At 71.9% G+C, this 19718-nt stretch carries 18 protein-coding genes; 5 read left to right on the forward strand and 13 right to left on the reverse strand.

Going from position 1 to position 19718, the window contains the following annotated elements; all coding sequences use genetic code 11:
- Positions 1 to 5 precede the first annotated feature (5 nt).
- From hisN to BM419_RS20395, 5 genes are all read right to left on the reverse strand, one after another.
- On the reverse strand, positions 6 to 794 hold the full coding sequence (gene hisN / locus BM419_RS20375; protein ID WP_012319114.1) for a histidinol-phosphatase: 789 nt from the start codon (positions 792 to 794) through the stop codon (positions 6 to 8).
- A 108-nt stretch (positions 795 to 902) separates the two neighbouring features.
- The gene (locus tag BM419_RS20380; protein ID WP_091927536.1) at positions 903 to 2990 is read right to left on the reverse strand and encodes an AI-2E family transporter; all 2088 of its coding nucleotides are present in this window, start codon (positions 2988 to 2990) and stop codon (positions 903 to 905) included.
- 114 nt (positions 2991 to 3104) lie between these two features.
- Positions 3105 to 4559, reverse strand: a complete 1455-nt coding sequence (locus tag BM419_RS20385) for an MmgE/PrpD family protein (protein ID WP_056532401.1) — start codon at positions 4557 to 4559, stop codon at positions 3105 to 3107.
- 276 nt (positions 4560 to 4835) lie between these two features.
- On the reverse strand, positions 4836 to 6128 hold the full coding sequence (pncB, locus tag BM419_RS20390; RefSeq protein ID WP_091927537.1) for a nicotinate phosphoribosyltransferase: 1293 nt from the start codon (positions 6126 to 6128) through the stop codon (positions 4836 to 4838).
- 122 nt (positions 6129 to 6250) lie between these two features.
- Complete coding sequence (locus BM419_RS20395) at positions 6251 to 6754, reverse strand: pyridoxamine 5'-phosphate oxidase family protein (RefSeq protein WP_010686116.1); 504 nt, start codon at positions 6752 to 6754, stop codon at positions 6251 to 6253.
- A gap of 127 nt (positions 6755 to 6881) precedes the next feature.
- Between BM419_RS20395 and BM419_RS20400 the strand changes: the two genes are divergently transcribed.
- The 3 genes from BM419_RS20400 (at position 6882) to mobA (ending at position 9092) form a co-directional block, all read left to right on the forward strand.
- A complete protein-coding gene (locus tag BM419_RS20400; protein WP_026605283.1) occupies positions 6882 to 7169 on the forward strand; it encodes a hypothetical protein in 288 nt (95 codons plus the stop codon).
- Between the two features lie 155 nt (positions 7170 to 7324).
- A complete protein-coding gene (gene apbC / locus BM419_RS20405; protein ID WP_020095387.1) occupies positions 7325 to 8473 on the forward strand; it encodes an iron-sulfur cluster carrier protein ApbC in 1149 nt (382 codons plus the stop codon).
- Positions 8474 to 8543: 70 nt separating this feature from the next.
- Positions 8544 to 9092 (forward strand): molybdenum cofactor guanylyltransferase MobA, encoded by a 549-nt coding sequence (gene mobA / locus BM419_RS20410; protein ID WP_244540814.1) that lies wholly within the window; start codon positions 8544 to 8546, stop codon positions 9090 to 9092.
- Positions 9093 to 9247: 155 nt separating this feature from the next.
- Here the strand turns inward: mobA and BM419_RS20415 are convergent, their stop codons facing one another.
- From BM419_RS20415 to BM419_RS20440, 6 genes are all read right to left on the reverse strand, one after another.
- Complete coding sequence (locus BM419_RS20415) at positions 9248 to 9706, reverse strand: peptidylprolyl isomerase (protein WP_010686120.1); 459 nt, start codon at positions 9704 to 9706, stop codon at positions 9248 to 9250.
- Between the two features lie 77 nt (positions 9707 to 9783).
- Positions 9784 to 10281, reverse strand: coding sequence for a hypothetical protein (locus BM419_RS20420; RefSeq protein ID WP_020095389.1), 498 nt, complete (start codon positions 10279 to 10281; stop codon positions 9784 to 9786).
- A 7-nt stretch (positions 10282 to 10288) separates the two neighbouring features.
- A complete protein-coding gene (locus BM419_RS20425; RefSeq protein ID WP_020095390.1) occupies positions 10289 to 10837 on the reverse strand; it encodes a peptidylprolyl isomerase in 549 nt (182 codons plus the stop codon).
- 27 nt (positions 10838 to 10864) lie between these two features.
- Positions 10865 to 11368: a pantetheine-phosphate adenylyltransferase gene (coaD, locus tag BM419_RS20430; RefSeq protein WP_020095391.1), complete on the reverse strand. Its 504-nt coding sequence runs from the start codon at positions 11366 to 11368 to the stop codon at positions 10865 to 10867.
- A 49-nt stretch (positions 11369 to 11417) separates the two neighbouring features.
- Positions 11418 to 14150, reverse strand: coding sequence for a DNA gyrase subunit A (gene gyrA / locus BM419_RS20435; protein ID WP_091927538.1), 2733 nt, complete (start codon positions 14148 to 14150; stop codon positions 11418 to 11420).
- Between the two features lie 213 nt (positions 14151 to 14363).
- Positions 14364 to 14693 carry a hypothetical protein gene (locus BM419_RS20440; protein WP_020095393.1) on the reverse strand — a complete coding sequence of 110 codons (330 nt, stop codon included), beginning with the start codon at positions 14691 to 14693 and terminating at the stop codon, positions 14364 to 14366.
- A 246-nt stretch (positions 14694 to 14939) separates the two neighbouring features.
- Here BM419_RS20440 and BM419_RS20445 point away from each other — a divergent pair, with 246 nt between their 5' ends.
- The gene (locus BM419_RS20445; protein ID WP_091927539.1) at positions 14940 to 15797 is read left to right on the forward strand and encodes a S49 family peptidase; all 858 of its coding nucleotides are present in this window, start codon (positions 14940 to 14942) and stop codon (positions 15795 to 15797) included.
- Between the two features lie 4 nt (positions 15798 to 15801).
- On the opposite strand, the gene BM419_RS20450 is transcribed toward BM419_RS20445, so the two are convergent.
- Both BM419_RS20450 and BM419_RS20455 read right to left on the reverse strand, forming a co-directional pair.
- Complete coding sequence (locus BM419_RS20450; RefSeq protein WP_091927540.1) at positions 15802 to 17520, reverse strand: methyl-accepting chemotaxis protein; 1719 nt, start codon at positions 17518 to 17520, stop codon at positions 15802 to 15804.
- 97 nt (positions 17521 to 17617) lie between these two features.
- Positions 17618 to 18703 carry an NAD(P)-dependent oxidoreductase gene (locus tag BM419_RS20455; protein ID WP_348273195.1) on the reverse strand — a complete coding sequence of 362 codons (1086 nt, stop codon included), beginning with the start codon at positions 18701 to 18703 and terminating at the stop codon, positions 17618 to 17620.
- Between BM419_RS20455 and BM419_RS20460 the strand changes: the two genes are divergently transcribed.
- A complete protein-coding gene (locus BM419_RS20460; protein ID WP_091927541.1) occupies positions 18597 to 19619 on the forward strand; it encodes a P1 family peptidase in 1023 nt (340 codons plus the stop codon). The two genes, BM419_RS20455 and BM419_RS20460, sit on opposite strands and share 107 nt — an antisense overlap.
- Positions 19620 to 19718 lie beyond the last annotated feature (99 nt).

Genomic DNA, 19718 nt, shown 5'->3' on the forward strand with positions numbered 1-19718 from the left:
ACGCGTCACGGGTTCAGGACCTTGAGCGCGGCCTCGTGCAGCCGCGGGTCGCCGGCCGCGATCACGCGGCCGCCGCCGGCGGCGGAGCCGCCGTCCCAGGCGGTGACCCGTCCCCCCGCCCCCTCGACGATCGGGATCAGCGCGACGATGTCGTAGGGCTTCAGCCCGGCCTCGACCACGAGGTCGATCTGGCCGGCGGCCAGCATGCAGTAGGCGTAGCAATCCGCGCCGTAGCGGGACATCCGCACCTGGCCTTCCAGCGCCCGGAAGCGCTCGGCCTCGTCGCCGGCCGCGAACAGTCGGGGATCCGTGGTCGCCAGGATCGCCTGGGCGAGGTCACCGCAGCGGCGGGTGCGCAGGGTCCGCTCGCCCGCCGGCGCGCGGAGCTTGGCGCTGCGCCCGTCCCCGGTGAACCGCTCTGCGAGATAGGGCTGGTGCATCATCCCCCGCACCGGCACGCCGTTTCGGGTCAGCCCGATCAGGGTGCCCCAGGTCGGCAGGCCGCCGATGAAGGCGCGGGTGCCGTCGATCGGGTCGAGGACCCAGACGCACTCGGCGTCGGTGCGCTCCGCGCCGAACTCCTCGCCGAGGATGCCGTGGCCCGGGAAGGTCTGGCCGATCATCGCCCGGAGGACGACCTCGGCAGCCCGGTCGGCCTCGGTAACCGGATCGAACGGCGCCCCGCCGCGGGCCTTGTCGTCCAGGCCGAACTGGGCGCGGAAAAACGGCAGGATCGCCTTCCCGGACGCGTCCGCGAGGTCGTCCATGAACCGGCCGAGTTCGACGACGCTCATCCGTTCCGTCCCCTGTTGCGCCCGAAGGCCGCCCGGCCAAACGGCCCGTCCCGACGAAACCGGCGCGCGCCCCTGCCCGTCAAGCCCCCGCCCCCGCGCATCCGCGACTCACGCCCCGGCCGGCGCGGGCAGACGCGCCGCCTGGCCGCGGGCGTCCGACGTGCCCTCCGATGCGTCCGTCGATGCGTCCGTCGCGGCCGCGCAGGTCGCGTCCTCCTGCGCGGCCGCCAGGATAGCCTCGACGGCCTCGCGCAGCGATCCGACCTGCGCGTCGGCCTCGGCGCCCCCCGGCCCGCCGGCGAGGCGGTTCGCCCCGCTGTCCTGGGCGAGCCACAGGCCGAGCAGGACCGGAACGCCCGGGACCCGGCCGCGCAGCCGGCGGATCAGGCGGCGCAGGTGCGTCGGCTCGCCGTCGAGTGCCAGGGAGACCACGCAGGCGATCCGCGCCGGCCCGGTCTCGAACCGGCCGATCCGCACGGAGGCCGTCTCGGCGAACGGGACCGTGCGGACGCCGAGGCCGCGCTTCTCCAGGATCTGCGCGAGGATCGCGGCCGCGGCCTCGTCCAGGAAGCCGCGCCCCGCCACGCACAGCACCGCGCCCTCGCGCGTCCAGGCGGCGGGCAGCGCCTCCGCGGGCGGCCCCATCGGGAGCGGGCTGCAGGCGCTCTCCTCGCCGTCGCCCGTCGCCCCCGCGACGGCGTCGCTCCGGTCGGAGAGGTCGGCGATCAGCTCAGTGAGCGCGGCGCGCATCGCGCCCTTCTGCTGCGCGGTCAGCACCCCGCGGGCCGCGTCGCGGGCCGCGAGTTCCAGCGCCTTGAGCACGACGTCGTCGTAGTAGGACGAGAGCGAGCATTCCTGCAGGATCAGCTCGGCATGGCCCAGCACCTCCTCGGAATCGCCCGCCAGGATGCGCTGGTAGAAGTTCTGGACCGGCGTCAGCGCTGGCCGGTCGCCGAACAGCACGTCCAGGAACTCCAGGTGCTCGACGTAGCGTCCGAGCACCACGAGGCAGACGGTCAGGGGCGTCGAGAGCAGCAGGCCGACCGGCCCCCACAGCCACGTCCAGAACAGGGCCGAGACCAGGACCGCGAAGGGCGAGAGCCCGGTGGATTGCCCGTAGAAGATCGGCTCGAAGACCTGGCCGGTCAGCGGCTCCAGGACGACGAACAGGATCGCCACGGCGATCATCATGTTCCAGCCGGGATCGACCGCCGCGGCGAGCGCCATCGGGAGGATCGCCGACAGGACCGCCCCGAGATACGGCACGAAGCGCATCAGGGCCGCGAAGATCGCCCAGAGCACCGGGTTCGGCACGCCGATGAGGTAGAGGCCGATGCCGATGACCACGCCGAAGGCGGCGTTGAGGGCGAGCTGGACCACGAAGTAGCGGCTCAGGCGCTTGGCCGCGTCGTCGATGGCCACGGTGGTCCGGTGCAGGTCGCTCGATCCGGCCAGCCGGATCATGCGGTCGCGCAGGTCCTCGCGCTGCATCAGCACGAACAGCAGCACCACGAAGACGATGCCGACCGTGGCCAGGGGATGCATCACCGGCGTGAGCACGGTCGAGAGCATCTCCAGGGAGCCCGGCGGGGTCGTGGCGACCTCGACGAGGACGGGCTTGGGCGCGGCCTGGGCCGGCTCGGGAGCCGCCGAGGGCGTCGACGTTGACGGCGACGATGCCGTTGAGGGCGGTGGCGCGGCCGGCTGCGCCTCCGGGCTGCCGGCCTCCTTGGCGCCGCCGTGGAGCGCCCGGCCGATATTGGCGACGTATTCCGTGACGTGGCCCACGGGCGAGTCGCGCAGGCCGTTGATCTTGCGCTCGATCGTGGCCCGGTAGCGCGGGACGTCCCCCGCGAGATCGGCCGCCTGGATGCCGATCAGGGTCGCCAGGGAGGCCACGATGCCCACGGTCAGGAGCACGCTGACCCCCACCGCCACCAGCCGCGGCAGCCGCAGCCGCCGCAGGCGGTTCACCAGCGGCGTCAGCACGAACGACAGCAGCAGCGCGATCGCGATCGGGATGAAGATCTCGCGGCCGAAATACAGGGCGGCGATGATGGTGGCGCCGACCACGACCGGCGACGCCATGGCGGCCCGCGGCGTCTCGGCGGCGGCGACGCGGGTCGGCCGCGGCGGGATCAGCGGAGTCCCGGGCCGCGCTGCCGGTTCGACCCCGACCGGGGTTCTCGTGCCCATACCGTGATCCACGTCCCGAACGCCACGCGCGGGCGGCCGCCGGGAGCGGCGGAAGCCTCGCGGACGGGGAACGGCACAGGACGCGAAATCGATCCCGAGGGTTTCGCGTTCAGATTAGGCCCCCGCGACGCCGGCCCGCGCCACGTCGCCCGCATCCTTCAGCTCGGGCAGAGACCAGCACAGCTGCATCACCTTCCTGGCCTGCGCGTCCGGCAGGATGCCGGCGGCGAGGTCGGTGAATTTCGCCTCCAGCTGCGCGTCCGACATCGGCTTCTCGACGCTTCCAATGGCGTGCTCGATATGCCGGTGGAAGGTCCGCCCGTCGTTCAGCGTCACGGTCATGTCGACCTGCGCGGGATCGACGCCGGGGGTGATCACCGGGACCACCTTCTGGCGCAGGGCCACCACCCGCGGATCGTTCACAGACCGGTCGCTGAACTGCTTCTCGCCGCCCGCGCCCTCCACGAAGGCCACCGCGGCCGCGTGATAGATGCTGAACTTGCCCTCCAGGCCGGTCTTCGGCGCGGTCTTGCCGGTCAGCTCCAGGACGAGCGGGTGGACCTTCAGGTCGACGCGCTGGATGTCCTCCGGCTTGACGTGGTCCTGGTCGCGGATCTGGATCGCCGCGTCGATCGTCGGGTGCATGACGATCCCGCAGGCGAAGGGCTTGTAGGTGTTGAGCTGCGCCTCGTAGCGGGTGCCGAGGCCGTCGGTGATCTGCGACCAGTCCTGCTTGGTGGAGATCGTGTTGGCCCAGCCGCGCTTGGCCTCGATCATGCCGTCCGACGAGGTGAAGCCCTTGGCCGCCAGGATCGCCGCGAACAACCCGTTGGACGCGGCCCGGCCCGGGTTGAAGCTCTTGTTCATCGAGCCGAACGACTCGCGCAGGCCCACCGGCTGCGAGGCGGCGAGGCCGAGGGCGTAGACCATCTGCTGCTCGGTGAGCCCCATCAGCTTGCCCGCGGCGGCGGCCGATCCGAACACGCCCGCGGTGCCGGTGATGTGCCACCCGGCATCGTAGTGGTTCGGGTAGACCGCGTTGCCGATCCGGCACTCGGCCTCGATCCCGACCACCAGGGCTTCGAGGAAGTCCTTGCCGGAGACCGGTTTCATCGCCGCGTAGGCCAGGATCGCCGAGGCAACCGGGCCGGCCGGGTGGATGATCGTCTTCAGGTGGGTGTCGTCGAAGTCGAAGATGTGGCTCGACACGCCGTTGAGGAAGGCGGCGTTCATGATGTCGAACCGCTCGGTCCGTCCGAACAGCCCGGCCTGCGGCGGCCCCGAGAAGGGCTGCAGCGCCGAGACCGCCACGTCGACGGTCTCGTGGTGCGAGCCGCCGATGGCCACCCCGACCCAGTTGAGGAAGCTGCGCACGCCCTCGCGGCGGACGGGCTCCGGCAGGGTGTCGTAGGAGGATCCCAGGATCCACTGCGCGAGGATCTTCGTGACGTGCGGCGGCGCTGCCTTCGCGGCCGGCTTCGCGGCCTCGGCCGCCTGCGCGCCCTGCAGGGCGGGCGCCGTCAGGGCGAGGCCCGCGGCCCCGATGAGCGAGCGGCGATTCATCGACATGGCGTTCTCCCGGACAGGGCCGCCCGAGGCGCCCCGATTGCCGGACATGATAATGAATTCATCCCTGGGGCGGCGGCCTCCGTGTTTCACCGCAGCGGGTCTGATACCGTTTCCGGTTGAACGCTTCGGTCGGTGCGGCCCGCTCCATCTTTGCGAGCGCAGCGAAGCAACCCAGGGCTGCGGGACAGCAGGGGGCGTGGCGCTACCTGGATTGCTTCGCTCCGCTCGCAAGGACGGCGGAACGATCTGATCAACCGGAAACGGTACGAACCCCCTTCACACCACCACCGGCAACGCCTCCTGCGCGCCCACGCCGAACACCCGCCGGTACCGGGCGACCTCGTCGGACGGGCCCTGCGCCTTGGTGGGATTGTCGGAGAGCTTCACGGTCGGCCGGCCGTCGGCCTGCGTGACCTTGCAGACGATGGAGACCGGGTCGAGCTTGCCGTCCGGCAGGAGCCCGCGGAAATCGTTGGTGAGCAGCGTGCCCCAGCCGTAGCCGATGCGCATGCGCCCGTGGAACCGGGCGTGGATGCGCTCGATCTCGTCGATGTCGAGGCCGTCCGAGAAGATCGCGAGCTTCTCCCGCGGGTCGTGCCCGCGATCCTGCCAGAAGCGGATGACCTCCTCGCCGCCCTCGATCGGGTCCTTCGAGTCGATGCGGATGCCGGTCCAGTCGCTGACCCAGTCGGGGGCGTTCGCCAGGAACCCGGTTGTTCCGTAGGTATCGGGCAGGATCACCAGCAGGTTGCCGCCGTAATCCTCCTGCCAGTCGGCGAGCACCGCGTAGGGCGCGGCGGCGAGCGCCGCGTCGTCCTCGGCGAGCGCCGCGTAGACCATCGGCAGTTCGTGGGCGTTCGTCCCCACCGGCTCGACCTCCTGCCGGGCCGCGATCAGGCAGTTGGAGGTGCCGAGGAACGCGCTGCCCAGGCCCTCCGCCATGGCCTGCACGCACCAGTCCTGCCACAGGAATCCGTGGCGCCGACGCGTGCCGAAATCCGCCACCGACAGGTCCGGAAGCCTCTGCAGCCGCTCGATCTTCTCCCAGACCCGGGTCATGGCGCGGGCGTAGAGCACCTGCAGGTCGAGCTTGCCGAGGCCCCGCAGCACGGCCCGCGCCCGCAGCTCGTTCAGGATCGCGAGCGCCGGGACCTCCCACATGGTGGTCTCGACCCAGGGGCCGTGGAAAGTCAGCTCGTACTGGCCGTCATGGACGGCGAGCTCGTATTCGGGGAGCTGGAAGGTCTCGAACCAGGAGACGAATTCGGGGCCGAGGATGCGTCCCTGGCCGCGGAACACGTTGCCCCGCAGCCACGTGATCTCGCCCTTGCTGAGGCGCAGCGTTCGGGCGTGGTCGAGCTGTTCCCGCAGCAGCCCGGCATCGACCTCGTCGGCGATCCGGATCCGGCGGGTGCGGTTGGTGATGCCGAAGGTGGTCTGGATGTCGGGGTGCCGGCGCAGGATCGTCTGCGCCATCAGGAGCTTGTAGAAATCGGTGTCGAGGAGCGACCGCACGATCGGGTCGATGCGGAAACTGTGATCGTAGACCCGTTTTGCCAGATCGAGCATTCGTCAGGCACTCTGCCGCGCTTGGAACGCGCAGAGCGCATGCCGGGACCGCACACGTCAAGAAGACGGGCGGCCTCCGCCCGGAGACCGCCCGCGAAACCGCCGATCCTGACGACCGATCCTCAGGCGAGGTCGACCTTCTTGGTCTCGGTCTTCGGGCTCTCCCCGGTGAGCGAGGCCTTCACGTAGCCGTAGAGGTGCAGCATCGTGCTGTTGGGGCTGTCCCAGTACTCGCCCTTCTCCGGGTGAACGCGGATCAGCGCGACTTCGGGATCGTTCTTCCCGTTCGGGAACCAGGTCTTCAGGCTCTCATTCCACTTCGCGTCGATGATCGACTGGTCGCGGACGATCTCCGCCTTGCCGGCTACCGAGACGTAGTTCTGGCTCGACGGGTCGGAATAGGCGAGGTTGATCTGGTTGTCCTTGCTGATCTCGGCCGTCTTGGGCGAGTGCAGCTTGGTGAAGAACCACAGGTCGCCATTCTCGTCGGCGTCGTTGTTCCACATCGGGCGGCTGTTGAGCGTGCCGTCGGAGTCGACGGTGGTCATCATGGCGATCTTCACGTCCTTGATGAGCTCGAACAGCTTCTTCGCGCCCTCGTGGTCGCGGTGGTTGCCCTGATGCATGAAAGTGGTCTCCTACGCGTCGTTTCGGTCTCGGCGGGGTCTCCGGAGGGTGCCCCGCCCGAAGGCTGCCCCGACAACGGATCAGTCTCCGGTTGGTTCAGCTTGCCCGTGCGGTGAGGAGGTTCGGATGCGAGGTGTTCGGAGATTGGGGCGTACGGCCGCGGCGCTGGCGCTGGGTGCGCTCTGTCTCGGCGCTCGGCCGGCCGGCGCCGAGGTGCGCTTCGGCCCGGGCGTGCGCATCGGCGGCCACGATTTCTCGAACCGCCGCTACGGCAGCGTCCACATCGAGCGCGTGAAACGTCTGCGCGGCCCCCTCGGCTGCCGTCGCCTGCGGCACGGGTTCTACCGGCGCGGCGACGGGACCGTGGTGCGCGGCCCGATGGAGGCGTGCAACCTCATCGCCCGGCCGCACTGACGCCGGCACGGTCCGGGCGGCGCCCCGCTCCGGCGCGCGATGGCCGCGGGGACGCGGGCCACCGGCGCGCGCCGATCTCGGGCCCGGGGTCTGGTGTTCTGGGCCCGCTCGGTTACATGCACTGGCATACCTGCTTGCCCCGGTGGAGAACGATTTTGGCGATCACCCGCGACGACGTGCTGAAGGCGCTCGCCGACGTCACCGTCGATGCCGCCGGCACCACCCTGCCCGGCTCGGGACGGCTGTCCCAGGTCGTGGTCGATCCGAACAGCCGCGTGATGTTCTCGATCCTCGTCGATCCCAGCGAGGCCGAGCGGTTCGAGCCGGTGCGGCGCCAGGCCGAGGGGCGCGTCCTGAAGATGCCGGGCGTCTCGGGCGTGTTCGCGAGCCTCACCTCCGAGCGGAACCAGAGCCACCCGGCCCAGAGCGGCGCCGCTCCCCGGCCCGTGACGCCGCCGCCGGTCGCGCCGCCGCGGCCCGGCGCGCCGCCGAACCAGGGCCCGCAGATCGCGGGCGTGCGCCACATCGTGGCGGTCGCCTCCGGCAAGGGCGGCGTCGGCAAGTCGACCACCGCCTGCAACCTCGCCCTGGCGCTCCAGGCCCAGGGACTGAAGGTCGGCCTCCTCGACGCCGACATCTACGGCCCCTCCGTGCCGAAGCTGTTCGGGCTCTCGGGCAAGCCCAACGTCGTCGACAACAAGGCCATGGAGCCGATGGTCGGCTACGGCCTCAAGGTCATGTCGATCGGCTTCCTGATCGAGCCCGAGACGGCGATGATCTGGCGCGGCCCGATGGTGCAGTCGGCCATCACCCAGATGCTGCGCGACGTGCTCTGGGGCGAGCTCGACGTGCTGCTCGTCGACATGCCGCCCGGCACCGGCGACGCGCAGCTCACCATGGCGCAGGCGACGCCGCTGTCCGGCGCCGTGATCGTCTCCACCCCGCAGGATCTCGCGCTGATCGACGCGCGGCGCGGCGTGACCATGTTCAAGAAGGTCGCGGTGCCGATCCTCGGCGTGATCGAGAACATGGCGACCTTCGTCTGCCCGAATTGCGGCCACGCCTCGCACATCTTCGGGCACGGCGGCGCGCGGAACGAGGCGCAGCGGCTCGGCGTGCCGTTCCTCGGCGAGGTGCCGCTGAACATGACCATCCGCGAGACCTCGGATGCCGGTCGGCCGGTGGTGGCGACCGATCCGGAGGGGCCGCACGCCAAGGTCTACCGGGACATCGCCGCCCAGCTCTGGGCGAACCTGTCCGGCGCTCCGGCCGGGCGGACGGCGCCGAAGATCGTCTTCGAGTGATCCTGTGCCCTCCCCGCCTCTTCCGCCGCCGGTCCTGGGCCTGATCCTCGCCGGCGGGCGGGCGCGGCGGATGGGCGGGGGCGACAAGCCGCTGCTGCGGCTCGGGGGGCGGACCCTGCTGGAGCGGGTGGTCGAGCGGCTCGGGCCGCAATGCGGGGCGGGACTGGCGCTCAGCGCCAACGGCGACCCGGCGCGGTTCTCCGGCTTTCCCGGTCCGGTCCTGCCGGACCCCGTGCCGGATCAGCCGGGCCCGCTCGCCGGCATCCTCGCCGGGCTGGAGCACGCCGGCGCGCGGGGTATCGCGCGGGTGGTGAGCGTGTCGGGCGACGCGCCGTTCCTGCCGGAGGATCTGGTAGCGCGCCTCGGCGCGGCCGGACCGGAGACCGGCATCGCGCTCGCGACCTCAGGAGAGCGGCAGCACTACACGATCGCGCTCTGGCCGACGGCTCTGAGCGACGCGCTTCGGGACTATCTCGAACGCGGCGAGCGGCGCGTCGGCGCCTTCATCGCGTGCCATGGGGCCGCGGTCGCGACTTGGCCGGTCGAGCCGGTGGACCCGTTCCTCAACATCAATTCGCCGGCGGATCTGGCGGCGGCGGAAGCCCTGGACCGCGGGTGATGCGGTCCGCCGTCATCACGAGCGAAGCGAAGTGACCCAGGGCAGCGCGACATCTTGGAGGTGTGGCGCGACCCTGGCTCGCTTCGCTCCGCTCGCGAAGACGGTACAGCCGAAGCCATCGAGAGATGGCTTCGGCTGTGAGGCTTGATCCGAGCTCAGGCCGCCGCGACGGTCGCCTTCACGATCTTGTCCGGCGAGCGCGGCGGCTCGCCCTTGTTGATCGTGTCGACCACGTCCATGCCTTCCACGACCTTGCCCCACACCGTGTACTGCTTGTCGAGGAAGCGGGCGTCGTCGAAGCAGATGAAGAACTGCGAGTTCGCCGAGTGCGGGAAGTTCGTCCGCGCCATCGAGCAGGTGCCGCGCACGTGCGGCTCGGCGTTGAACTCGGCCTTCAGGTCCGGCAGGTCGGAGCCGCCCGAGCCGGTGCCGGTCGGGTCGCCGGTCTGGGCCATGAACCCGTCGATCACCCGGTGGAACGGCACGCCGTCGTAGAAGCCCTGGGCGGCGAGCGTCTTGATGCGCTCGACGTGGCCCGGGGCGAGGTCGGGGCGCAGCGCGATCACGACGCGGCCCTTGGTGGTCTCCAGCACGATGGTCTCGTTGTCGGCCATAGTCTTTCCTTCCGGTTGGGGGAACTGTATCGGCGCGTGCCGGATCCGGCCAGCGCCCGTGTCGGTCTCGCCGGCGCTCAGGCCGGCGGGCGGTAGACGAAGCGGAGCGCCACCGGCCGCCCCGCGATCGCCCGGCCCAGACCCGGCGTGATGTGGACCGGGGTGCAGCGCGCGAGGGCGTCGAGGGTCCCGCGCACCAGGGTATTCCGCCGATCGCCCGCGACCCCCGCCGCGTAGGTGACGCGGGGCGGCCCGATCAGGCTGCCGTCGCGCCGCAGCGCGAGCCGCAGGGTGATCTCGATGTCGTCGGACCCGCCGCTCGGGCGGCCGAGGCCGCCCGGTGCCTGCCAGCAGGCGGCGAGCGCCGGGTAGAGCTCGGCCAGGGTGTCGGCGGGCTTGGTCGCCATCCGGGCGACCGGGACCGGGACCGTGGCGCGCAGGGTCTGGGGCAGGCTCAGCGGGTAGCCGCCCCCCGGCTCCTCGGCGTAGCCGTAGAACGGCGCGCCGTCATAGGCCGCGGCGGCCGCCGGGATCAAGCTCAGCAGGAGGATCGAGGCGGCGCGCCGGCCCGGCATGCGGCCGCTACTTGGCCTTCTCGGCGAGCGTCATGCTGACGATCTTGTCGGGATCTTGGACGGCCCCGCCCGGCGCGCCCGGGGCGGCCTTCTTGATCTTGTCGAGGACGTCGAGCCCGTCCGTGACGTTGCCGACGATCGTGTACTGGCCGTTCAGGAACGGCGCGTCGCCGAGGCAGATGAAGAACTGCGAGTTCGCCGAGTTCGGATCCTGCGAGCGGGCCATGCCCACGGTGCCGCGGCGGAACTGGGCCGACTGCGTGAACTCGGCCGGGATGTTCGGCAGGCTGGAGCCGCCGGTGCCGTTGCCCTTCGGGTCGCCGGTCTGGGCCATGAACCCGTCGATGACGCGGTGGAACTTGAGGCCGTTGTAGAAGCCCTGCGAGACAAGGGTCTTGATCTGCTTGACGTGCTTGGGCGCGATGTCGGGCCGCAGCTCGATGGTGATCCGCCCGTCCTTGGTCTGGAGATAGACCGTGTTGGCGTCGGCGGCCCGGGCCGCCTGAGCGGTGCCGAGCGTCAGGGCGAGCGCGAGGAGGGCGTGGCGTCGGTTCATCGAAGTCCTTCCAGGGTCGGGCCGGTGTCAGGAATGGGCGGCGAAGCGCTGCCGGAGCCGCGCGGCGACCGCCGCGGGCACGAAGGGCGAGACGTCGCCCCCCATGCCGGCGATCTGGCGCACCAGCGTCGCGGTGATCGGGCGGGCCTGCGTCGAGGCGGGCAGGAACACGGTCTGCACCTCGGGCGCCATGGCGCCGTTCATGCCGGCGAGCTGCATCTCGTAGTCGAGATCCGTGCCGTCGCGCAGGCCGCGGATGAAGATCGCGGCGCCGCAGCGCCGGGCGGCCGAGACGGCGAGATCGTTGAAGGTGACGATCTCCAGCGCCGCACCCTCGGCCTGGGCCACCGGCCCGCAGGTCTCGCTCAGCAGCGCCGCCCGCTCCTCGGCGGAGAACAGCGGGGCCTTGCCGGGGTGGACGCCGATGGCGATCACGAGGCGGTCCACCAGCCGGCAGGCCTGGCGGACCACGTCGAGATGGCCGTTCGTGACCGGATCGAACGAGCCGGCGTAGAGGGCAGTGCGGGTCATCGCGACCCGACCTAGAGCATTTTCGCGCCGGACGGAACCGGGCGGCGCCTCAGGCCTCCTCGCCGCCCTCGGGACCGGCCTCGGCGCCCTCGTCCTCGCCCTCGATGTGCTCCACCGAGACGACCTTCTCGTCCTTGGCGGTGTTGAACACCGTCACGCCCTGCGAGGCGCGGCCGACGATGCGGATGTCGTCCACCGGGACGCGGATCAGCTGGCCGCCGTCGGTGACCAGCATGATCTGGTCCGAGGCCTCGACCGGGAAGGACGCCACGAGGCTGCCGTTGCGGGCATTGACCCGCATCGCCGTGATGCCCTTCCCGCCGCGTCCCGAGGTCCGGTACTCGAACGACGAGGAGCGCTTGCCGAACCCCCGCTCCGACAGGGTCAGCACGTACTGCTCGGCCGCCCCCATCTCGTTGTAGCGGTCGAGCGAGATCGCCGCCGCCTCGGCGCCGTCCTCGGGCTCCGCGTCGCCGTTCTCCTCGGCCTCGCCGGTCACGGCGCGGCGCATCTTCAGGTAGCCGGCCCGCTCCTCGGCGCTGGCGTCGAAGGCGTTCAGGATGGTCATCGAGATGACCCGGTCGTCCTTGGCCAGCAGGATGCCGCGCACGCCCGTGGAGTCGCGGCCCTTGAAGACGCGCACGTCCTCGACGGGGAAGCGGATGCACTGGCCGAGCGCCGTGGTCAGCAGCACGTTCTGGTCCGGACGGCAGATCTCGACGTGGACGATGTGGTCGCCCGGGTCGAGCTTCATGGCGATCTTGCCGTTGCGGTTCACCGTGGTGAAGTCCGAGAGCTTGTTGCGCCGGACGTTGCCGCGCGCGGTCGCGAACATGACGTCGAGCGTCTCCCACGACGCCTCGTCCTCGGGCAGCGGCATGATCGTGGTGATGCGCTCGGAGGTGTCCTGCAATTGCAGGATGTTCACCAGCGCCTTGCCGCGGGCATTCGGGGCGGCCATCGGCAGGCGCCAGACCTTCTCCTTGTAGGCCTGGCCCTGGCTGGAGAAGAACAGCACCGGCGTGTGGGTGTTGGCCACGAACAGGCGGGTGACGAAATCCTCGTCGCGGGTCGCCATGCCGGATCGGCCCTTGCCGCCGCGGCGCTGGGCCCGATAGGTCGAGAGCGGCACGCGCTTGACGTAGCCGGCGTGCGACACGGTCACCACCATGTCCTCGCGGGCGATCAGGTCCTCGTCCTCGACGCTGCCGTCGAAGTCGACGATCTCGGTCCGGCGCGGGGTGGCGAACTGCTCGCGGACCTCGGCGAGCTCGCCCTTGACGATGCCCTGGATGCGGGCGCGCGAGCGCAGGATGTCGAGGTAATCGGCGATCTCGTCGGCCAACGTCTTCAGCTCGTCGCCGACCTCGTCGCGGCCGAGAGCCGTGAGGCGCTGCAGGCGCAGGTCGAGGATGGCGCGGGCCTGGGTCTCGGACAGGCGGTAGGTCCCGTCCTCGGCGACGCGGTGGCGCGGGTCGTCCACCAGCGCGATCAGCGGCGCGATGTCGTGGGCCGGCCAGTCGCGGGCCATCAGGGCCTCGCGGGCCGTGTTCGGGTCCGGCGAGGTCCGGATCAGGCGGATCACCTCGTCGATGTTGGCGACCGCGATGGCGAGGCCGCACAAGACGTGGGCGCGCTCGCGGGCCTTGCCGAGGAGGAACTTGGTCCGGCGGGAGACGACCTCCTCGCGGAAATCCACGAAGGCCTGGAGCAGGTCCTTCAGGTTCATCAGCTCGGGGCGGCCGCCGTTCAGCGCCACCATGTTGCAGCCGAAGGAGCTCTGCAGCGGCGTGAACCGGTAGAGCTGGTTCAGCACCACGTCGGCCATCGCGTCGCGCTTGATCTCGACGACGATGCGCATGCCCGTCCGGTCGGACTCGTCGCGCAGGTCCGAGATGCCCTCGACGCGCTTCTCCTTCACCAGCTCGGCGATCTTCTCGACGAGCGTCGCCTTGTTCACCTGATAGGGGATCTCGGTGAAGATCAGCGCCTCGCGCTCCTTGCGCAGCTCCTCGACATGCGACTTGGCGCGCATGATCACCGAGCCGCGGCCCGTCGCGTAGGCCTGCCGGGTGCCGGCGCGGCCGAGGATCATGCCGCCGGTCGGGAAGTCCGGGCCGGGCACGATCTCGGTGAGCTGCTCGATGGTCAGGCCCGGATCGTCGATCAGCGCCACGCAGGCGTCGATCAGCTCGCCGAGATTGTGCGGCGGGATGTTGGTCGCCATGCCGACCGCGATGCCGCCCGCGCCGTTGACCAGCAGGTTCGGGAAGCGGGCCGGCAGGACGGTCGGCTCCTCGCGCGACTCGTCGTAGTTCGGTCCGAAATCGACGGTGTTCTTGTCGATATCGGTGAGCAGCGCGGTCGCGGGCTTGGCCAGCCGCGATTCGGTGTAGCGCATGGCGGCCGGCGGATCGCCGTCCACCGAGCCGAAATTGCCCTGCCCGTCGATGAGCATGAGGCGCATGGAGAAGTCCTGCGCCATCCGCACGAGGGCGTCGTAGATCGATTGGTCGCCGTGCGGGTGGTAGAGACCGATCACGTCGCCGACGATGCGCGCCGACTTGACGTATTTCCGCTCGGGCAGGTGCCCGGATTCGAAGGCGGAGTAGAGGATGCGCCGGTGCACCGGCTTGAGACCGTCGCGGGCGTCGGGAAGCGCCCGGCTCACGATCACGCTCATCGCGTAATCGAGGTAGGAGCGGCGCATCTCGTCGGTGATGGAGACGGGGCGGATGTCGCTGGCGGGCGGGGCGGCGCCAGTCGGATCGTTCTCGGCCAAGTCGGTATCCGTTCTGAAGCCCGGACGGGCGGTGCTCACGGCCGTTCCCGGGTGGCGCGCGATGCGCCGGAACGGCCTCTCGGAAGAGCAGTGATATCAGACGGTTAAATAAGGTTTTCCGAGGCCGCCCGCAAGGTCGCAGCGCGTCTGCCGGCGCGCGTCCCGGCAGGGATGCGTCCCGGCCGGATCGGGCCGGGACGCGCAGGGCTGCGCTCAGTAGAACGTGACGTGCCGGTGGCCGTACGGACGGGCGTACGGGCGGCCATGCCAGACGTGGTGGCGGTGCCAGTGCCGGCGGAAATGGTGGTGCCGGTGCCAGTGATGGCGACGGTGCCAGTAGTGGCGGCGGTGGTGCCAGTGGCGGCGCCAGTGGTGGCGGCGGTGCCAGTGGCGGCGGTGGCGCCAGTGGGCCTGCTGCACCGCGGGGGCGGGCGCGGCGGCCTCGGCGCTCGCGGGGACCGGCAGGGGCGCCGCGCGCGCGGGCGCACTCGCCAGCCCGCCGAGCAGCGCGGCGAGGAGGACCAGGATCGGCCAGGGTCGCATCGTTTCTCTCCCGTGTGAGCGCCCGTCCGAGTCCAGCGGATCCGGGCCGGCACGAGGCTCGCGCCGTCGCCTGAAACGGCCAAGGTCGGCAAACGGTTCGATCCGTTCCGACTGCGCAGATGCGCCGCCCTCGCGCACCACCCTCGCGCACCGCCCTTGCGCGGGGCCGGAAAGCGCCCAGTTTCCGACGACAGGCGCTTCCGGGCCGTCTCCCGCCCGGCTTCCCGACGAGCCGCGTAAGACCACATGGCGTTCGCGTTCCCCGACACATTCCGTGCCCTCCTCCCGCGCCGCTTCCGGGACCGACGCCCTCGGGTCGCGGTGGTCCGGCTGTCGGGCACGATCGGGGCGGTCTCGCCGCTCCGGCCGGGGCTCTCGATCGGGGGCGTCGCGGGCAGCCTGGAGCGCGCCTTCGGGATGCCGGGTGTGAAGGCGGTGGCGCTGGTGATCAACTCGCCCGGCGGCTCGCCAGCGCAGTCGCACCTGATCCACCGCCGCATCCGGGCGCTGGCCGACGAGAAGGGCGTGCCGGTGATCGCCTTCGTGGAGGATGTCGCGGCCTCCGGCGGCTACATGATCGCCTGCGCGGCCGACGAGATCGTCGCCGACCCGACCTCGATCGTCGGCTCGATCGGCGTGGTCTCGGCCGGGTTCGGCTTCCACGGCCTCCTAGAGAAGCTCGGTGTCGAGCGCCGGGTGCACACGCAGGGCGAGGCGAAGTCGATGCTCGACCCGTTCCGCCCGGAGGATCCCGCCGACGTGGAGCGCCTGAAGCGCATCCAGGCCGACGTGCAAGACCTGTTCACCGGCCTCGTCACGGCCCGGCGCCCGGGCCTGTCGACGTCCGAGAACCTGTTCACCGGCGCGGTCTGGACCGGGCGGCAGGCGCTGTCCCTCGGCCTCGTCGACGCCCTGGGCGACGTGCGCACCGCGATGCGCGCGCGCTTCGGCGAGAAGGTCGACCTGCGCCTCGTCGCCGAGGCGCGCGGCGGCCTGCTCTCCCGCATCCTGCGCCGGGGCGGCGCGCCGGGCGGGATCGACCTGGCCGAGGGGGCGATGGCCGCGTTCGCGGAGCGCGCGGCCTTCGCCCGCTACGGGCTCTGAGGGCTCAGGCCGCGACCTGACCGAGGAAGCGCTCGATCTCGCCCTCGAGGTCGGCCGCGACCGCGTCGACGGTCTGAGCCGCCTCGGTGACCGTGGCGGCCATGCGGGCCGAGCGCCGCGCGGCGCCGGCGACCGTGGTCAGGCCACCCGCGATGGCCTCGGTGGCGCCGGCCGTGTCGGCGACGTTGCGGGAGATCTCGGCGGTGGCCGCGCCCTGGGCCGAGACCGCCGACGCGATCCCACCCGTGGTGGCGCTGACCGCCCGCATCCGCTCGCCCATCCGGCCGATGGCCGCCACGGCCGCCGTCGTCGAGGCCTGCACGCCGGCGATCTGGCTGCCGATCTCCTCGGTCGCCCGCGCGGTCTGCGACGCCAGCGCCTTCACCTCCGCGGCCACCACGGCGAAGCCCTTGCCGGCGGCGCCGGCCCGGGCGGACTCGATCGTGGCGTTGAGCGCCAGCAGGTTGGTCTGCTCGGCGATCTGGCGGATCAGCCCGACCACCGCGCCGATGCGCCCTGCGGCCTCGGCGAGCTCGCCGATCTCGGCGTTCATGGCGTCCGACTCCGCGGCGGCCGTGGCCACCAGGGCCTCGGCCTGGTCGAGCTGGGTCTCGATCTCCGCGATGGAGGCGGAGAGCTCCTCGGCGGCGCTCGCGACGGTCTGGACGCTGGCGGAGGTCTCGTGCGAGCCGCGCTCGGTCTCGGCGACGGCGGCCTCCGCCTCGGCGGAGCTGGCCGCCATCTCGCCGGCCCGGGCGCGCATCGCGCCGGTGCTGGCGGTCAGCGCGTCCTTCAGGCGGACGATCTGGCCGCGGAACGCCTCGATGGCGCGGTCGAGGGCGGCCCGCCGCCGCGTCTCGTCAGCTGCGCTCGCGCTCTGCAGGCTCTCGAGTTCCCGGGTCCGCAGGCCGGAGACGCGCAGCACCTCGAGGGCGCGCGCCACCGTGCCGATCTCGTCGCCGCGCGCCGCGTGGGGGATCGCCGAGTCCAAGTCGCCGGCCGCGAGGGCCTCGATCCGCGCCGCGATCGCCGAGAAGGGCCGGAACAGCCGCGCCGCCGCCAGCCCGACGAGGGCACAGGCCAGCACCGCGATGATCAGGGCGGCGACGCTGAGGCTCGTCATCGTCTGGGCGTGGGCGTCGAAGTACATCTCGATCGGCAGGCCGACGAACAGGATGCCGTTCACCTTGCCGGCGGCGTCGACCGTCGGCTGGTACACCGTGTGGTAGCGCCGCCCGAACAGGGTCGCCGGCCCCTCGTAGGTTTGCCCGGCGCGGATCGCGGCCTGGGCCGGGCTGTCGGCGGCGAGCGCCGTGCCGACCGCGCGGGTCCCGTCCTCCCGGCGCACGGTGGTCTGGCGCCGTACGAAGCTGTCGGAGGCGGGCTCGTAGCTGAACACCGTCGCCAGGCCGCCCGAGTAGGCGACGGCGTCGTCCACGACGCGGGCATCGGCGAAGCCCGACAGGCTCGGCGTCGACACCCGGGCGACGCGCGCGTCGTCGAGATCCGCCGCCGCGCCCTCGACCCGCGCCGCCAGGACGAGCGCCAGAGTTCTCAGGTTGCGCTCGCCGTTGGTGCGCTGGCGCGCCTCCATCTGCGACCAAGTCTGTCGCGAGACCGTAATCCAGATGGCGCCGGCGGTGAGTGTCACGGCGAGCATCGCCAGCAGGATGACTTTCGTCGACAGAGTCATCCTGCGCAGCGAATAGGAATGTGTGCGCATATATTGGTATCCGTGCCTATAGCCGGCCGGACACTCTGTCGTGAGGTTGAAATGACGGGTTAAGGTTCGCCAGAAAGGCGAGCCATTGCCGCAGAATTCAACCCTGCCCTGCGCGCCGGGCGGAGACGCGGGCGAGCGCCGCCAGATCCTTCTCACCGTCGCCGTGGCTGATCGCCTCGATGAGACCGTCCCGCAGCACGCTGGCGAAGGGCATCGGCACCCCGGCGCCCTCGGCCGCCTGCAGGGCGAGCCGCACGTCCTTGGCCCCGAGCCTGAGGATGAAGCCCGGCGGCTCGTAGCGGTTCTGCGCGATCGAGGCGCCGTAGCCCTTGTAGACCGGCGAGGCGAACAGCGTGTTGGTCATCAGGTCGAGGAACTCGGCGCCCGGGACGCCGTGGCCCTCCGTCAGGGCGCAGGCCTCGGCCATGGCCTCGATCGCCGAGATCAGCATGAAGTTGCCGGCGAGCTTGACGGCGTTCGCCCGCGTCGGGTCGTCGCCGAAGCGCCAGGTCCTGGCGCCCATCGCGTCGAGGAGCGGGCCGGCGCGGTCGATCAGGGCTCCCTCTCCCGCCGCAACGATGTTGAGCTTCCCGGCCTCCGCCACGTCCGGCCGCCCGAAGACCGGGGCCGAGACGTAGGGGACGCCGGCCCGCGCGTGGACGGCGGCGAGCTGCTTCGCCAGGGCCACCGAGACCGTGCTCATCCCGATATGCAGGCCGGGGCGCTCCGGCCGGTCGAGGAGGCCGCCGGCCACGATCACGGCCTCGAGGGCCGCGTCGTCGGCCAGCATGGTGATCACGGCGTCCCCGGCGAAGGCCTCGGCGGCGCTCGCCACCGGGGTGACGCCGTCGATGCCGCGCGCGGCCTCCGGCGAGCGGTTCCAGGCGCGGACCGCGTGGCCGGCCCGCGCGAGATTGGCCGCCATGGCGCGACCCATTCGCCCCATTCCGATGAATCCGACGTCCATGCCGTGCTCCTCGACGCGCTGTGCCGTCTGCCAACCTGGGAAACCCCGGCCGACGGTCAACGGCCCCGGCCGGATTTGCGGCGATGACGCGGCGTGGCAAGCTCGGTCCATGCCGCAGAATCGCATCACCGACATTCCCGGCCTGCGGGTCGGCCACGCCACCGACCTGCGGCTCGCCAGCGGCGTCACCGCGATCGTGTTCGATGAGCCGGCCATCGCCGCGGTCGACGTGCGCGGCGGCGGGCCGGGCACCCGCGAGACCGACCTGCTCGACCCCGAGCGCACCGTGGAGCGGGTCGACGCCTTCGTGCTCTCCGGGGGCTCGGCCTTCGGCCTCGACGCGGGGGCGGGCGTGGCGGCGTGGCTCGCCGAGGCCGGGCGCGGCTTCCCGGTCGGTGCCATGCGGGTGCCGATCGTCCCCGGGGCGGTCCTGTTCGATCTCCCCAACGGCGGCGACAAGGCCTGGGGCCGCTATCCGCCCTATCGCGAGCTGGGCTTTCAGGCCGCCGCGGCCGCGGCGGAGGATTTCGCCCTGGGCTCGGTCGGGGCCGGGACAGGCGCGCGCACCGGGCGACTGAAGGGCGGGATCGGATCCGCATCGGCGCAGGTGCCGGGAACGGGCTTCCGCGTCGGGGCGCTCGCGGCCGTGAACGCCTTCGGCAACGCGACGATCGGCGCCGGGCCGCATTTCTGGGCGGCGCCCTTCGAAGAGGGCGACGAGTTCGGTGGTCTCGGCGCGCCGGTCCGGGTGCCGCCGGAGGCCCTCGCCTTCCCGGCCCGGGCGCTGCCGGGCGCCGCCACGACGCTGGCCGTGGTGGCGACCGACGCGGCGCTGACCAAGGCGCAGTGCCGGCGCCTCGCGGTGGCCGCGCAGGACGGACTCGCCCGCGCGCTCGTGCCGGCGCACACGCCCCTCGACGGCGACCTAGTCTTCGCCGCGGCGACCGGCGCCGTGCCCCTCGCCGAACCGGTGGTCGACCTCGCCCGCCTCGGCGACGTCGCCGCGCGCGTCCTGGCCCGGGCGGTGGCCCGCGGCGTGTTCTCGGCGACGAGCCTGCCCGGGCACGCGCCGTCATTGCCCCTGGCCGGTACAGGGCTTCCACCGGCCTGGCGCGACCTGTTCGGCGCCTGATCGGCGGCCCCGCTCGCGCGCGGAACGATGCCGCAGGCCCGGGGTTACTGGCCGCGGCCGCAGGCCGGGACGCGGCCCGGATCGCACCGGGCCGTGCCC

This window comes from Methylobacterium sp. yr668, assembly GCF_900116245.1.
GTDB lineage: Bacteria > Pseudomonadota > Alphaproteobacteria > Rhizobiales > Beijerinckiaceae > Methylobacterium.

Excerpts from the sequence above, each read along its gene's own strand:
- BM419_RS20460 (WP_091927541.1), top strand. The coding sequence starts at position 18,597 with ATGCCGCAGAATCGCATCACCGACATTCCCGGCCTGCGGGTCGGCCAC.
- BM419_RS20385 (WP_056532401.1), bottom strand. The coding sequence starts at position 4,559 with ATGTCGATGAATCGCCGCTCGCTCATCGGGGCCGCGGGCCTCGCCCTG.
- BM419_RS20400 (WP_026605283.1), top strand. The coding sequence starts at position 6,882 with ATGCGAGGTGTTCGGAGATTGGGGCGTACGGCCGCGGCGCTGGCGCTG.
- mobA (WP_244540814.1), top strand. The coding sequence starts at position 8,544 with ATGGGCGGGGGCGACAAGCCGCTGCTGCGGCTCGGGGGGCGGACCCTG.
- BM419_RS20380 (WP_091927536.1), bottom strand. The coding sequence starts at position 2,990 with ATGGGCACGAGAACCCCGGTCGGGGTCGAACCGGCAGCGCGGCCCGGG.
- BM419_RS20420 (WP_020095389.1), bottom strand. The coding sequence starts at position 10,281 with ATGCCGGGCCGGCGCGCCGCCTCGATCCTCCTGCTGAGCTTGATCCCG.
- BM419_RS20445 (WP_091927539.1), top strand. The coding sequence starts at position 14,940 with ATGGCGTTCGCGTTCCCCGACACATTCCGTGCCCTCCTCCCGCGCCGC.
- BM419_RS20415 (WP_010686120.1), bottom strand. The coding sequence starts at position 9,706 with ATGGCCGACAACGAGACCATCGTGCTGGAGACCACCAAGGGCCGCGTC.
- pncB (WP_091927537.1), bottom strand. The coding sequence starts at position 6,128 with ATGCTCGATCTGGCAAAACGGGTCTACGATCACAGTTTCCGCATCGAC.
- BM419_RS20450 (WP_091927540.1), bottom strand. The coding sequence starts at position 17,520 with ATGCGCACACATTCCTATTCGCTGCGCAGGATGACTCTGTCGACGAAA.
- BM419_RS20425 (WP_020095390.1), bottom strand. The coding sequence starts at position 10,837 with ATGAACCGACGCCACGCCCTCCTCGCGCTCGCCCTGACGCTCGGCACC.
- hisN (WP_012319114.1), bottom strand. The coding sequence starts at position 794 with ATGAGCGTCGTCGAACTCGGCCGGTTCATGGACGACCTCGCGGACGCG.
- coaD (WP_020095391.1), bottom strand. The coding sequence starts at position 11,368 with ATGACCCGCACTGCCCTCTACGCCGGCTCGTTCGATCCGGTCACGAAC.
- BM419_RS20455 (WP_348273195.1), bottom strand. The coding sequence starts at position 18,703 with ATGGCCGGCTCATCGAACACGATCGCGGTGACGCCGCTGGCGAGCCGC.
- BM419_RS20395 (WP_010686116.1), bottom strand. The coding sequence starts at position 6,754 with ATGCATCAGGGCAACCACCGCGACCACGAGGGCGCGAAGAAGCTGTTC.
- BM419_RS20440 (WP_020095393.1), bottom strand. The coding sequence starts at position 14,693 with ATGCGACCCTGGCCGATCCTGGTCCTCCTCGCCGCGCTGCTCGGCGGG.